The following is a 14,294-nucleotide window of genomic DNA, read 5'->3' as shown; positions in this document are numbered from 1 at the left end:
CACCGTGATCCACGAGGTCGACGAAGCGCTGCGCGCCCTGTTCCGCGCGGAGCCGCTGGAGGGCGGGCAGATCGCCGTCGTCTTCGACGCGCCGACCCGCGACTGGGCGGCGACGGTCAACGCCCCCACGGTGAACCTGTATCTGTACGACATCCGCGAGCACATGCAGCTCCGCGAGCGCGGCCTGCACAACCAGTACGACGAGCAGGGCATCGTCGTCGCCCGGCGCCGCCCGCCCCGCTACTTCAAACTGTCGTACTTGATCACGGCGTGGACGAAGCGGCCCGAGGACGAACACCGCCTGCTCTCCTCGCTGTTGACGTGCCTGCTCCAGTACGAGGCGCTGCCTGCCGAGCGGTTGACCGGCACGCTCGCTGAGATCGGCGTCGCCGTACCGATGACGGTGGCGCTGCCGCCGCCCGAGGACAGGTCGTTCGCGGACGTGTGGAGCGCGCTGGGCGGCGAACTGAAACCGTCACTCGACCTCGTAGTGAGCGTCCCGGCAACCGCGTCCCCCGTCTACCCGGCCGGGCCACCGGTCAGCGACGAGGGCCTGCAACTCGGCTTCTTCGACGCCCCGCCGCCCGACGAACGTCCGGGGCACGAACCGACCGCGTACCGCACCGCACCCAACGGCGTGAAGCAGCCGATCTACGGCACGCGCCCCGGTGCGCCGCCCCGCGCGGCCGACGACGGAGCGGACCCCGAGCCCCGTACGCGTACCCGCCGCGGCGGCATCGCCTCCCATATCTCCGAGGGCGGCGAATGACGCGGGAGACTCCACACGGCGACGCGGATGGGGCGGGCGACGGAGCCGAACTCGACGTCTCGCTGCGCCACTTGCTGGACCGCGCCGTCATCATCGAGGAACGCGTCCGCCGGGCGGTCCATCTCCGACGCGCCACCGACCCCCACCCGGACGACGAGTTCCGCGGCCTCTACCTCAACGACGAGGCAGTGCTCCGGCTCCTGGAAGAGGGCCGCTCCGTCCCCGCCCCGGCCGAGACCGAGCGGGACCGGCTGTCGGACGCGGAGTCCCGAGCGGACACCACATCCCGACTCCACGTCCTGGCCCGGGAGTTCGCCCTCTCTGCCTTGGACGTCGACATCCTCCTCATCACGCTCCTCCCCGACCTGGACGAGCGCTTCGAGGCCTTCTACGGCTATCTCAACGACGATGTGACACGCCGTCGCCCCAGCGCGGGCCTTGCCCTCGGCCTCTGCGGCATGCCGCCGGCGGATTCCGCTGCCCGCGCCCGCCTCCACCCGCTCTCCCCGCTGCGGGCAGGAGGTCTCCTCCTCGTAGAGGAACCTGAACGCCCCTTCCTGGCCCGCGCGTTACGCGTCCCCGACCGCGTGACGGCGCATCTGCTCGGAGACAACACCCCGGACCCCCGCATCACCGACCTGCTCGTTCCCCGCCCGGACATCCCCGGCGTCGGCGACCCGGCTCCCCTGGCGCGCGCCCTCGGAGGTGGCGTCCGGCTGGCCTACCTACGGGAGGACCAGGGCGGCGCGGGCACCTCACTGGCCGCCTCGGCGCTTGTCCGCTCAGGCCGCACGCCGCTCGGCACCGACCTGCACCGCCTGGCCGAGGACCCGAACCCGACGGAGGCGGTACGCGTCCTGACACGTGAGGCGCGGCTGACCGGCGCGGGCCTGGTCTGCGGCCCGGTCGACGCCCTCCTCCCGGAAAAGGTCGGCGCAATCCGGCAGTTGACGGAAGCGGACGCCCCGGTGATCCTCGTGGGCCGCGCGCCCTGGGACGCCTCGTGGTCGAAGCACCCACCGCTCCTCCTCCAGGCCCCGCGAGTGGAGCCCACAGCGAGAGCGGAGCTCTGGAAGGCGTCATACGGCACGGAGGTCCCGTCCAGCCTGGACCTGACCCGGACCCTCTCCCCGTTCCTCCTCACCCCGGACCAGATCGCTGGCGCGGCCCGCGCCACGTCACAGACGGCAGTGCTCAACGGCAGCGGACTCACCCCGGACCACGTCCGCGCAGGCGCCCGCGCCCAGAACGCCGCGGGCCTCGACCGCCTGGCCCGCCACATCGAACCGGCCGTCGGCTGGGACGACTTGGTGCTCCCACCCGACCCTCTGGCCCAACTCCGCGAACTGACGGCTCGCGCCCGTCACCGCGACCGTGTGCTCGGCGAATGGGGCATGCGGCCGGGTGGCGGCCGCGGCCGGGGCGTCACGGCACTCTTCGCCGGCGACTCGGGCACGGGAAAGACAATGTCCGCGGAGGTCATCGCGGCCGACCTGGGCCTGGACCTCTACACGGTCGATCTGTCGACGGTCATCGACAAGTACGTCGGCGAGACGGAGAAGAACCTGGAGCGCATCTTCACGGAGGCCGCCGGCATCAACGGCGTCCTGCTCTTCGACGAGGCAGACGCGATCTTCGGCAAACGCTCCGAGGTCAAGGACGCCCACGACCGCTACGCGAACGTCGAGAGCGCCTACCTGCTCCAACGCATGGAGACCTTCGACGGCTTGGCCATCCTGGCCACGAACCTCCGCGCCAACCTGGACGACGCCTTCACCCGCCGCCTCGACCTGGTCATCGACTTCCCCCTACCGGAGGCTGCGGAACGCCGGGTGCTCTGGGAACGCTGCCTCGCTCCCCTACTCCCCGACGCGGAGGACCTGGACCTCGACTTCTGCGCGGAATCCTTCGAGCTTGCGGGCGGCAATATTAGGTCTATTGCTGTGACAGCGGCTTATCTGACGGCGGAATCGGGAGCGCCGCTGACTATGCGGAGACTGATACATGCAGTGCAGCGAGAATATCAGAAGCTCGGCCGTCTGACAGTTTTCTCCGAGTTTGGTCAATACCTCAGCCTGCTGAGCTGAGTGTGCTCACCATTGGTTCAATGGGACGAGTGTCGAACAAGTCCAGATACTCATTCTGCAAACAAAAATGACTGGTTACGCACCGTTGGTGCAGGCCCGTTCGGGACGACCGCCAACCTAGATCCCATTTGCACCAGAGACGCATTAAGAAATTCAAGCACAAGAATAATCCCAGGCAGTTGGGTCGGACCCCCAGCTCAAGCGATGAGAATTCGACACTCTACTGTGCGAATCACGTATCGGCGCCAAAAAAACACGTCAACACACTCAAGAATTCGTACGTCAAGCACAGACTCCTACTAACGCCTCTCAGCACATAAAGAGAGCTCAACCACACAGCACAGAGACGGTCTGGTGCAAACTCCCCGGCCGTGAGATGATACCTCAAAGAAGAAGGAGGACGCCAATTCAATCGGTGCTTGCAAACATAGCGATCGGGCTAGTAACCAGCCTACTTGGCGGTGCATCGGTCTGGGTGTGGGAGCGATTCAAGCGTACTCGAGCGGAAAACCGGAGGGCAGAATTCTTTGGTGTCCGCCCTGGCCAGAGATGCCTCATAGTGCTTGGAAGCAAGTATGATGCACCCGGCACCGCGCATTATCGAGACGTACGGGCCATTACCGAGCTAACACTACTTGTGGGTGATTTAGGCTGCCACGTGATCATAGTACCCGGCGATTTTCGAGGGGGCAACGGTGATCGCACAGAATTTTGCGTGGGCGGCCCCATCGGCGGCGCCAACCCACGGACGGGTGGCCACCTCGCCGCTCACCTTCCCGGGGTCACAATTCACCCTCATAGCGGCACCAGTTCGGACTCAATGGCCATTCAGGTCGGTAGAGAGAAATTCTTGTTTGACCCAGGGAACGACGAGTACGCTCTCGTGGCGAAGTTCTTGCCATCGGAATCACAATGCCCCGTGTTTCTGATAGCTGGACAAACGGCAATGGGCAATTTGGCAGCAGTAAACTTCCTACGGCGCGAGCATGCGCAGGTAGCCAAAATCCTTCCCTCAATTAAACGCTTCAGCATCATAATTAAGGTCTCGGACATAGAAACCTACGACTTCCATCGAGCGGAATTGCATAGAGAAGTAACTACGGCCGCCTTCGGGGACTAGTAGAATCCCGTTCACGACCCCCCATTAGGTCGATCATCTCACTCTTACTCCAGATTCCTAGATTCAACTTGTAATTGCAATTCCTCGATTTGAGCTACGGCCTCCCGGGCCTCCTCGACCTCACCCCAGTCCACAGCACCCGCACCACGATTCGACGATAGATTGTACCTTTGGATGAGGAGGTTGAGAGTCTCACTATGGTGCTGATGGATCACGCCCAGAAGGGATGAATCGTAGCGCTCGATCTCATCGTCCGGGCCCACTTCCATCGGAATACCGAAGGTAATTGGGCAGTTGACACTCAATTCATCCACGTGGTAGCAAATAATTAGGCCACCGTGATAGGCGTCGAGATTCAAGGCTCGCACGAGGGGGATGAGTCCGGGATCACGGCCGAAGATCCTGCGTTCTACCCGATCCAGGAGGAGATAAGGCTCTGGTGGTGGGCCGCCCTCACTTAGAGGCACAGCTAGCTGCCAAGGCTGGTTCGTGAAGAGAAATTGCCAGTCCAGCCTGTAGGGGCCCACCTCAGAGATAAGGAAGAACTCCTCGGGTAATTCCGTTTCGTAGCACTCGCGGATTACCTCACGAGGCGCCATCCCAGCTTCGTACAATACTCGCGCTAGACGAGCCATTGAAGAATAATCCCCACGGGAGGCCTCTTGGCGTGCTCGACTTACCGCGTTCTCATTCATCGCGGACCTCCCTGACTCGGTCTGGGATCCCTCATGATCTCCTCGAGCAAGGTGTGCAAATTTTCCCACGTGTTCCTGAGGTCCTCAGCTGTCATGGCCTCGATAATCTTGTCGACAATGCGAAAGGATAGCTCGATAGCCGCCAGCGATTCTTCTCTATCAGCGACCCTCGGCTGCTGCGAAACTTCTCGTGCACTCGCCTCTAGCGCAGCAAGACGTTCTTTTATCTCGTCACTCTCCATTGTCAGTGAGGGCTCGTCGGTCATGAGCTTGACCATTTCCTCAACATGCCTGAATATCTCCTGCTCCAAGACGCTCTGGTCAGTTGCCCTCAACCCTTGGGGATTCGCTAGACGGAATTCGCGAGCCAGGTTTACCGCACTCGCCATCGTCTGGGACTGCATAATCAATACATACGCACGGTGACTGCGCCGTAGATGCTCCGCCCTATTCTTCGGGAAGCGCTCTCGGTTCGCTACTTCATGCACGTCCTCAGGCGTTATCGTGAGTCCGCGTTGCCGATTATCAGGGAGCGGACTCGTAACGATGCTCGCACTCGGCGTGTAGGCCACGGAGAACTTTTCCCTACCGTACGCCCGCATCAAGGCGTTCCTGGCCGTGCGCCCCTCAGCGTCGCCGACGCCGTAGAGCGAACCCTGAGACGCGTCAAGCCCCTCCCTTATCAATGGGTTCTGCAAAATGCCGTCACCCACCCTCCTGTCATGCGCCTTCATCATCGAGTTTGGCTCGGTCGGATACAGCATTAATGGATGCACCTCGGCGATGGCTGCCCGGATCGCCCGGTCTACCACATTGGCAAGGGTGGTCAGCTGAGCTGTTCGCGAGTCGGCCAACTCGCCCCAGTCGAAGCGGTCGTACATGTACCCGCCGATCGTGAGAATCGGATCGTTCTGCATTGCTTTGAGGATTCGACTATACTCTGCCAAGAATCCGCGTTCACTTGGGGTGTGTACTCCACCGTCGGCGTCCTGGCTCACGATGTGTACGCTTTGATTTTTCTCAGACAGGATTGACACGGCCTTCGCGGTGTGTGATGAGCCAAGTACCGCCTCGCGGAATATCCCATAGGGCAGCTTCCCTTTACGCCAGTCTGACTCGTTGTCAGCGATAGCCTGACTTTTATCCGCATCGGACAACTTGTGATATGCTTCACGTACTTCCGTTAATGGAACACGCCCCTTCGTGACGTGTTCCCAAGTCGGTGTCCATGTAAATCCCATGATGGCCATACGGAGATGTTTCGGTTGTTCAATGCCGGCCATGGCCGCTCGGATTGCATTTTTCCCCTCCCTATTCTCCTGCGGGTCCAATCTCTTGTATGTATTGACGCCGATCACCACAGCCGTGCTCGCTGTAGCCAGCCCCCCCGATTCAGATCCCTCCCACGCCTGATTCATGTAGCGCGATGCGAGGTCCGCCTCCACCTCCCCGGGCTGTGCTGCCATATTCACTACGTAGCCATTCATCACCTCTCGCCCTAACATGGGCACACGAATACGGTTCAGGTTCTCGATCGGCTGCCGAACTTTGGTAAGCTTAATCGGCTCCGCTACCGCCTTTCCAATCTTGAACGGGAACACCACTCCATTTAGCGGTACGGTTCCGGTCTTCGACGTCTCGTTGGGCGTGACCTTCATGTTCGTTTGAATCTCTTTGTCGTTCTTTACCCTGGAAAATGGCTCGGTTACTATTGAGAAGCGAAGCCCCTTAACCTGGCCGTCCAGAAGGGCTTGCTGGATCTTCTCAATGCGTCGCCCTGCCTTGACCTTCTGGTGGTAGCTCTCTTGCAGATCCCCCGCGTCGCCGGAGTCGTTAATATTGCCGCGCAGCTCGGCGAAGGCGCTGTCTACCAGCGACCGGTTGAACTCGGAAAGATCACGGGCGGCGTACCAGGGCTCGCGGTGCCGCCCTTGGGCAACCCAGCCCCTTCCCGCCTGGGCGATCGATCCCTTGCCAGCTTTCGCCGCACGAGCCTTCACCCGCCAGGTGTTGCGACTCTCGACGATTTCGAGCGAGACCCGGACACCACCGCGTGCATTCGCAACTTCCTTCAGTGTCGACTGTAGGTCGTCCGGCCTCAGGACTTCGTTCGCACTCCGCTGGGCTGCCGCTTCCCATCCGCGGGTAGCTGTCCGCCGAGCGACCCGATGCAGCTTATCCAGCGCGCTGGCTGGATGTGAATTTTTCCGCTTGTTCTTTTCTCTACCTCTAGACTTTTTCCAAAGAAGTTTCCCCGCCCTCACAACCTTGTCGACGATCTTGTCGATCGCCCGATTAACCGGCTTGGACGCCTTCTGGATGACCTGCTTGACCTTGTTCGCCAGGCCGCCGATGCCCAACAGGGAAGCCAGAAGCCCAATCAGAAGCGGGATACTCGCTGCTAACGCCGTCTCGACCATCTTGGGTACGCCCGCCGCGCCGCCGTTCGCTATTTCGATGACCGCGTCGAGGACCGCGTTGACGAATTCGACAATCTGGGCGCCCTGGTTCACCACGAACGAGACGATGTCGATGATTGCTTTTACCGCGCGGACGAAGGCGGAGGCGGGGTTGAGCAGGGAGACGATCCAGGTGATGCCCGCGATGATGACCGTGGGAATCAGGTAGGACTTGAGGTCTTCGAGGATCGTGGACTTCAGGTCGCCCACTTGCGCTGAGATCTCGTCGGCCGCGCCGGACGGGCCTTCCTTCGCGAGTGCCTTGGCCACCGGCACCTGGGACTCGACGGCCTCCATGGCCTGGTCGGGGACGCCCTTGCGGGTGACGCGGGCGCGGATGTTGTCCCAGGTCAGGCCCAACGTGGAGGCGATGAGCTGGATGATGCCCTTGAGGTCGAACTTCGCCGGGAGTTCGATGCCCGCCTTGACCGCCGTGCCCAGCAGCCAGGCGACGAGGCCCTTCTTCAGGTGGTCGGCGATGTTGCTGATGAACAGCTCCAGGCCGGCGCCGACCGCCTTGACCAGGTTCTTCAGGAAGCCGACCGGGTCCTTGATGATCTTCATGATCGCGCCGGCGGCCTTCGCCAGGATGCCCAGCAGCAGATCCTTGAGCTCGTTGATGGTCTTGATGACGCCGACGATCGCGTCCTTGGCCTTCTCGATCAGGCCCTTGTTGGCTTCCTGGAGCTCCTTGATCCGCTCGTCGACCTTGTTGAGCGCCTCGGTGTACTTCGTCGCCAGGTCCGTGACGAGCTGCTTGGACTTGTCGTTGACCTCCGACTCGAGGTCGTCGAACTTGCCGGCGAAGTCCTTGGCAGCGTCCTGGCCGTACTTCTTCAGGTCCTCGGGAAGCTTGTCGACCTCCGCCTTCAGCTCCGAACGGCCCTTCTTGATGCGGGCCTTGGCTTTGCCGAGCTCTGCGCCGATCGTGTCGGCGATCGAGGAGATGACGCCCTGCATCTTGGAGACGTAGAGCTTGCGGGAGTGCTGGTAGAGCTGGTTCGCCTCGTCCGGGAGGCCGGCGAACTTGTCCTTGACCCAGCGGGCCTTGCCCGTCCAGCCCGAGTACCGCTTGTCCTTGTACTCCTTCATGCGCCGGGACTGGTCGGCCTCGAATGCCTTGCGGGCCGCCTTCTCGCCCTTGGTGAACTGGTCGTCGACCTTTTTGTCCAGTCCGTCCAGGATTCCCTCGACGTCCTTCTTCGTGGCGTCGAAGACCTTCTGCAGCTTCGCTGTGACCTGCTCGCGCTTCTGCTCATCCTTGGACTTGGTCTCGCTCTTGCCGCCCTCGACCTGTTTTCCGGCCTCGCCCCGCTTGGCCGTCATCGCCGCCATGGCCTTGGTGCCCTCGGCGGCGGCGCCCTCCTTTGCCTTGTCGAGCTGCTCCTTCTCCGCTCCCCTTGCCTCCCCCGGGGCCTTCGCCGAGTCCGCCTCCGCCTTCTTCTTCTCCCCGAGCGCCGCGTCGAACTCCGGCTCGTTGCCCTTCTTCAGCTGCTCCTCGGTGACTTCGGCGTCGGCCATCGCCTTGTCGTTGGCCTTCGGGCCGTCGGAGAAGTCCGTCACCTCGTCCGGCTGCTTGTCCGGGACGGCACCCTCGGCGTCGGGTGCGCCCGGGTTCGCCGGGGGCTTGTCCGGCGACATCGGCTTGACTTCTTTTTCCTTGGCCGCGGACGTGTCGGGGTCGGCCTTGGTCTCGGACTCGATGTCCTTCGCGGAGGTCTTCTTGCCGTCGGAGACCTTCCCGTCGACCTGCTCCTTGACGTTCTCCGCTTTGCCCGACTCGGAGAACTTCTCCGCCTCGTCGAGGTTCTTGGGGGCCTGGTCGGCGATGGCCTTGTTGACGGCGTCGATGAAGGCCTGCTTGTCGAACTCCCCGGGCTTCGCCTTGTCCATCTTCTCGGAGTTGGCGACCTTTCCCTGGGCCTCCTTGTCGTCGTCCGGCGCCTTCGCCGCGTCCTGCGCCGACTTCGACTCGCCCTCCGCGGGCGGATGTTGAGCGACCTTCTGCTTCTTCGCCGCCACATCCGAGGTGACCTTGCGGAAGCCCGGCGCGCTGGACGGCGGCGGTTTGACCGGCGCCGTGTAGCGCTGCGCGACGAGACGGGAGACCGCCGCGTTCCCGGCAATCCCTTGCAGGCGCTGGAGACTTCGGCGGTCCAACCCCGGACCGGAGGTGGTGGGAGCCGCCGCTGCCTCGGCGGTCTGCTGTACCGTCGCCGTCGCCGAACGGCCCGTCTCCTGCCCGGACTTGGCAGCAGTCTTCGAGGGCTTGTCCGGGGCCGCCTTCACCGCGCCACCCGGCCGGCACCGCCGACCCCGTGACCCGCGCGCCCCCGACCCATAGACCCGGACATGGCCGCCAGCATCGCCACCGGCAGGGGCCCTCAGCTCAAGCGCGCGTCACGGCAAGAAGGCACCGCCCGCTGCACCTTCGGGCACGCGGTCTTGTACGCGGGGGCGGCCGAAAGCCCTTTCAGATGATCCAGGACAAGAACAAGAATCGCCTGCGTTTCCCGACCAAGGTCAGGACTTCGAGGTCCAGGTCAAGGAGGAGCGTGGCATGCCGTCGTACCTGTCGCCGGGCGTCTACGTGGAAGAGGTGGAGTCCGGCTCCCGCCCGATCCAAGGTGTGGGGACGTCGGTCGCCGCATTCATCGGCTTCGCGCAGAAGGGCCCGCTGAACGAGCCCACGCTCATCACCAACTGGACGCAGTTCACCACGGTCTTCGGCGATTTCGTCGAGGGGACGTACCTCGCCACGTCCGTGCAGGGCTTCTTCGCCAACGGCGGCGGCATCTGCTACGTCGTACGCATCGGCGGCAGCGACCAGGAGGCGGGCAGGGAGCTGCCCGCCGGCGCTCAGGCGCAGTTGGGCCCCTACGTCGTACGGACCCTCCCCGGCGTGACGGGTGAGATCACCGTCGAGGTGACCGACCCGGAGGAGGAGGACCCACCGCGGGACGTCTTCACCCTCGTCGTGAAGCGGGACGGCCGCGTCGAGGAGACCTACCCCTCCGTCACCGCCAAGCGCAGCAAGGAGAACGTCGCGACGAAGGTGAAGGCCCAGTCGTCGCTGATCTCGCTGGAGGAGCCCGGCAAGGGCGCCGCACCGGCGCGCCCGGAGGCGCAGTCGGTGACCCTGGCTGCCCCGCCGGTCGTGGGGGCCGGTGGGGCGTCCGCACCCGACGACCTGTCGACGGACTCCTACGTGGGCGACCCCGACCAGCGCACGGGCCTCGGCGGTCTGGAGGCCGTCGACGACGTGACGATGGTCGCCGCGCCGGACCTGATGAGCGCCTACGAGCGGGGCGTGCTGAATCTGGAGACGGTGATCTCGGTCCAGCAGGGGATCATCACGCACTGCGAGGCCATGGGCGACCGCGTCGCGATCCTCGACACTCCGCCCGGTCTGAGCCCGCAGCAGGCACGCACGTGGCGCATGGAGCGCACCGGCTTCGACTCCAAGTACGCGACGATGTACTACCCGTGGATCAAGGTGTTCGACGCCGGTGCCGGACGGAACGCCCTGGTCCCGCCGAGCGGCCACATCGCCGGTGTGTGGGCGCGCAATGACGAGACGCGCGGCGTGCACAAGGCCCCGGCCAACGAAGTGCTGCGGGGCGCAGTCGCGCTGCAGACCCAACTGACCAAGGGTGAGCACGACTTGCTCAACCCGATCGGCCTGAACTGCATACGGGCGTTCCCCGGCCGCGGCATCCGCATCTGGGGTGCCAGGACCCTCTCCAGCGACCCGGCGTGGCGGTATCTGAACGTGCGGAGGCTGTTCAACTACCTGGAGGAGTCGATCCTCGAGGGCACGCAGTGGGTCGTCTTCGAGCCCAACGACGACGCGTTGTGGGCGCGGGTCCGTCGGACGGTATCGGCGTTCCTCGTCAACGAGTGGCGCAAGGGCGCCCTGTTCGGCCTCACTCCCGACGACGCCTTCTACGTGCGCTGCGACAACGAGACGAACCCGCCGGAGAGCATCGACAACGGCCAGGTCGTCTGCGAGGTGGGCGTCGCCCCGGTGAAGCCTGCGGAGTTCGTGGTGTTCCGGCTCGCGCAGCTCTCCGGCGGTTCCGGCGCCGTGGACGAGTGACCGGACGACGACGAGGGACCGGACGAGGGACCACCGCGGCCAAGTGGGGTCGCAGCGCCCGCCGTCGACCGACGCCGAGGACTGACAGGCGAGCACTGGCAGCACCAGGGTTCCCGCCACCACCAGCAACGACGCGAGCGACGCAGGCAAGGAGGCCGGCATGCCACTCCCCGATCTCGACAGTTCGGTCGGGCATTCCTTCGGACTCGAACTGGACGCCGTTCTCATCCGGCAGATCACCGAGGTCAGTGGTCTGAAGATGGAGCAGGACGTCATCGAGCTGAAGCAGAACAGCACGGACGGCAAGTACGCGATCAAGAAGCTGCCCGGGCGTCCCAAGGCGGGCGAGGTCACGCTCACCCGCGGTCTGACGGAGGACAACAGCTTCGAACGCTGGATCAAGGACTCGCGGTTCGGGCGGATGCACAGCGCCCGGCGCCACGGGGCCATCATCGTCTACGACTACGAGGGCGTTCCGATCAAGCGCTACAAGCTCATCAACGCCTGGCCCAAGTCCCTTGAGATCAGCACCCTCAAGGCGGGCGACACCTCCGTGCTCACGGAGAAGCTCGTGATCACGTACGAGAACATGGAAGTCGACTGATGCGGCGCGCGAACACCGCGGTCGCGCCGTCGCGGACGGAGCCGCCGGAGGCGGCGGCCGGCGGCTCGCCGTCTCCGCGTCCGGAGGCGCTGCGCACGGAGTTCCCCTTCGAGCTGCCGCGAGGGTACGTCGACGAGTCGGGCACCGTGCACCGTACGGGTGTGATGCGACTGGCCACCGCCCGGGACGAGTTGATCCCGCTGCGGGACGACCGGGTGCGGGAGAACTCGGCGTACCTGTCGGTGGTGCTCATCTCGCGTGTGCTGGTGCGGATTGGCACCGTCGAGGACGTCCATCCGGGGGTCGTGGAGGACCTGTTCGCCTCCGACTTGGCCTTCTTGCAGGACTTCTACCGCCGCATCAACGCCGAGGGGCACTCGCGGGCCGCCGTGACCTGCCCGTCGTGCCAGGAGAGCTTCGCGGTGGACCTCGCCGGCGGTGGTCGCCTGGGGGAATCGTGACGTACGCGGCCGACCGCATCCACGAGGAAGTCGCGTACGTCGCCTACCACTTCCACTGGTCGCTCGACCAGATCCTCGATCTGGAGCACGCCGACCGCCTGCGGTACGTGGAGCAGATCGCCCGGCTGGGCGGCTGACGGCGTCGCGAGACGAGCGAGAGCGAGGGGGAACGAGGAAGCGATGGGACTGCTGTCCTGGCTGACCGGCCGCCGAGGCGGTGCGGAAGCACCGGCCGGCGCGTCGTCCGTGCGGGCGGAGGCACCACCGCCGGCAGCTGCGCCGGCCGTTCCCGCCTGGGGTGAACTGCCGCCCGTGCAACGTGCGTTGACGGCTCCTGGCCTTCTCACGGACCCGGTGGGCTTTCGTGGATCGCTGAGCGCCTGGCAGGACACGTCCTTCCACAGGCCGTTGGGTCACCTCGTGAGTCCGGAGGCGCCTTCCGGGCTCGGGCACGGACTCACCAGCGCGTTCACTGTCAGCCGCGACGCCGAAGAGGAGTCGGCCGTCTCGGAGTTCGCGTCTCAGAACGCCCCTGGCGGCGGCACAGGCGGTCCCGTTCCGGTCCAACGGGCTGCTGCCGATGCTTCGTTGGCGTCCGCCCGCCCGCTGCGGACCTCGCTGCGCGACCTGCCGCAGCTCACCGTCGCCCCGCCGCCGCGCGCGTCGACCAGTACGGGCACCGGCTCTGTCGGCACATCGACTCCGGCGACCGCTCCCGTACAGCGCTCGGTCCCACCCGCGGCGACCGCCCCGATCACCGACGAGGGCTCCACCTCCGCTCTCCCGTCCGGGGCTCCCAGGCCCCGCGGGACGGGCCTCGGCGAGCCACTGCACAGCCTGCCGCCCACCGCCCAGAGAACGGCGGCAGGGCACACCCCTCAGCCCGTCGCGCCGCTCAACCCGCTGTCGTCCGACGCCACTTCGCCGTCCGGCCCGGCCGACGCCGAGGACGCCGGCGGCCTGCCGCCCCGGCCGCTGCTCGGTGACGACCCGCTGACGACCGTCTCCTGGACGGACGAGACCTCCGCCGAGACGGGAGAGAGCCCGGCGTCGCCGGAGCCGGCCCCGATGCCTGCCGCGCCGCACGACCCCGTCCCCCTTCAGCGTGCGGCCGAGAACGGCACGCCCCTGCCCCCCGTGCGGGCCCCAAGTCCCGCGCCGGTCGCGCCACTTGTCGCTCAGCGTTTCATCCCGTTGTTCTCAGGGGCAGAGGTCGCGTCGGAGACTCCGCTCGACGACGCCCCGTCGGCCCCGCTGAACCACGCCCCGCCGGCCGTCCCCGTCCGGTGGAGCGAACCCGAATCGCACACCACTGCCGGCGCCCGGACAGCGAACCCGGTCGTCCCGGCCGGCGGTGATGCGCCGAGCGCGGTCACACCCGTACAGCGAACCGTCACGGCCCGGCCTGCGGCCCCGGGGGCTGCCACCGTGCACGTTCCCGTCACCGCCCCGAGGCCGTCGGCTTCGGGCACGCTCCAACGCACGCTCACGAGCGCCCCGTTGAACGGGCCGCGCGTCGCGGGATCGCCTGCCGACGCCGGTGCCGTGGCCGTAGCGGCCGGTGTGGCTCAGCGCATGGCGGACGGGTCCGTCGTCTTCCGGTCTCCGTCCCTCCAGCGGGACGTCGACCCGGACGCCCCGGCCACGGACGCGGCGGCCGAACCGCCGCCCCCGTCGGACGTCCCCGACGACCCCGTCGACCCGCCCCCGGAACCGGAGCCCGAGCCGGAACCGGTGTCCGACTCGGACCCGGGCCCCGCCGGTCGGCCCGGCCCGTCGGACGCCCACGGGCCCCCCGGATCGCCCGGCGGGCCGGGCGGCGCCCCGAAGGTGACGGACGAGCTGGTCCGGGCGCTGTTCGCCCCGCTGAGCCGCATGCTCAAGGCGGAGCTGCGGCTCGACCGTGAGCGGGCGGGCTTCCTCATCGACACACGGCACTGACCGGCACGCTGCACGGACCGGCATGCGAACGACCCGCAGCACCAACCGACTTACAGCAC

General features: G+C 65.7%; 9 protein-coding genes. 7 read left to right on the top strand and 2 right to left on the bottom strand.

Annotated elements, in window-relative coordinates; all coding sequences use genetic code 11:
* Window positions 1-4 precede the first annotated feature (4 nt).
* Both H181DRAFT_RS18060 and H181DRAFT_RS18055 read left to right on the top strand, forming a co-directional pair.
* A complete protein-coding gene (locus H181DRAFT_RS18060) occupies window positions 5-769 on the top strand; it encodes a Pvc16 family protein (protein ID WP_045865554.1) in 765 nt (254 codons plus the stop codon).
* Window positions 766-2,856 (top strand): ATP-binding protein, encoded by a 2,091-nt coding sequence (locus tag H181DRAFT_RS18055; protein WP_045865553.1) that lies wholly within the window; start codon window positions 766-768, stop codon window positions 2,854-2,856. The genes H181DRAFT_RS18060 and H181DRAFT_RS18055 overlap by 4 nt, the downstream gene beginning before the upstream one ends.
* Window positions 2,857-4,020: 1,164 nt before the next feature.
* Here H181DRAFT_RS18055 and H181DRAFT_RS29205 read toward each other — a convergent pair.
* Window positions 4,021-4,575: a hypothetical protein gene (locus H181DRAFT_RS29205; protein ID WP_139131721.1), complete on the bottom strand. Its 555-nt coding sequence runs from the start codon at window positions 4,573-4,575 to the stop codon at window positions 4,021-4,023.
* Window positions 4,576-4,667: 92 nt separating this feature from the next.
* The gene (locus H181DRAFT_RS29975) at window positions 4,668-9,419 is read right to left on the bottom strand and encodes a phage tail protein (protein ID WP_254666898.1); all 4,752 of its coding nucleotides are present in this window, start codon (window positions 9,417-9,419) and stop codon (window positions 4,668-4,670) included.
* A gap of 271 nt (window positions 9,420-9,690) precedes the next feature.
* Between H181DRAFT_RS29975 and H181DRAFT_RS18040 the strand changes: the two genes are divergently transcribed.
* The 5 genes from H181DRAFT_RS18040 (at window position 9,691) to H181DRAFT_RS18025 (ending at window position 14,235) form a co-directional block, all read left to right on the top strand.
* A complete protein-coding gene (locus tag H181DRAFT_RS18040; protein ID WP_045865552.1) occupies window positions 9,691-11,229 on the top strand; it encodes a phage tail sheath family protein in 1,539 nt (512 codons plus the stop codon).
* Window positions 11,230-11,389: 160 nt separating this feature from the next.
* A complete protein-coding gene (locus H181DRAFT_RS18035) occupies window positions 11,390-11,833 on the top strand; it encodes a phage tail protein (protein WP_045865551.1) in 444 nt (147 codons plus the stop codon).
* On the top strand, window positions 11,833-12,294 hold the full coding sequence (locus H181DRAFT_RS18030) for a hypothetical protein (protein WP_045865550.1): 462 nt from the start codon (window positions 11,833-11,835) through the stop codon (window positions 12,292-12,294). The genes H181DRAFT_RS18035 and H181DRAFT_RS18030 overlap by 1 nt, the downstream gene beginning before the upstream one ends.
* Complete coding sequence (locus tag H181DRAFT_RS29495) at window positions 12,291-12,431, top strand: DUF6760 family protein (RefSeq protein ID WP_175439794.1); 141 nt, start codon at window positions 12,291-12,293, stop codon at window positions 12,429-12,431. The genes H181DRAFT_RS18030 and H181DRAFT_RS29495 overlap by 4 nt, the downstream gene beginning before the upstream one ends.
* Before the next feature lie 451 nt (window positions 12,432-12,882).
* Window positions 12,883-14,235: a hypothetical protein gene (locus H181DRAFT_RS18025; RefSeq protein ID WP_254666897.1), complete on the top strand. Its 1,353-nt coding sequence runs from the start codon at window positions 12,883-12,885 to the stop codon at window positions 14,233-14,235.
* Window positions 14,236-14,294 lie beyond the last annotated feature (59 nt).

Origin of the sequence: Streptomyces sp. WMMB 714 (assembly GCF_900090125.1) — a bacterium.
In the GTDB taxonomy this organism is placed as follows: domain Bacteria; phylum Actinomycetota; class Actinomycetes; order Streptomycetales; family Streptomycetaceae; genus Streptomyces; species Streptomyces daqingensis.
Note: the sequence above shows the minus strand (reverse complement) of the source record. Positions and strands in the feature narration are given on the sequence as shown.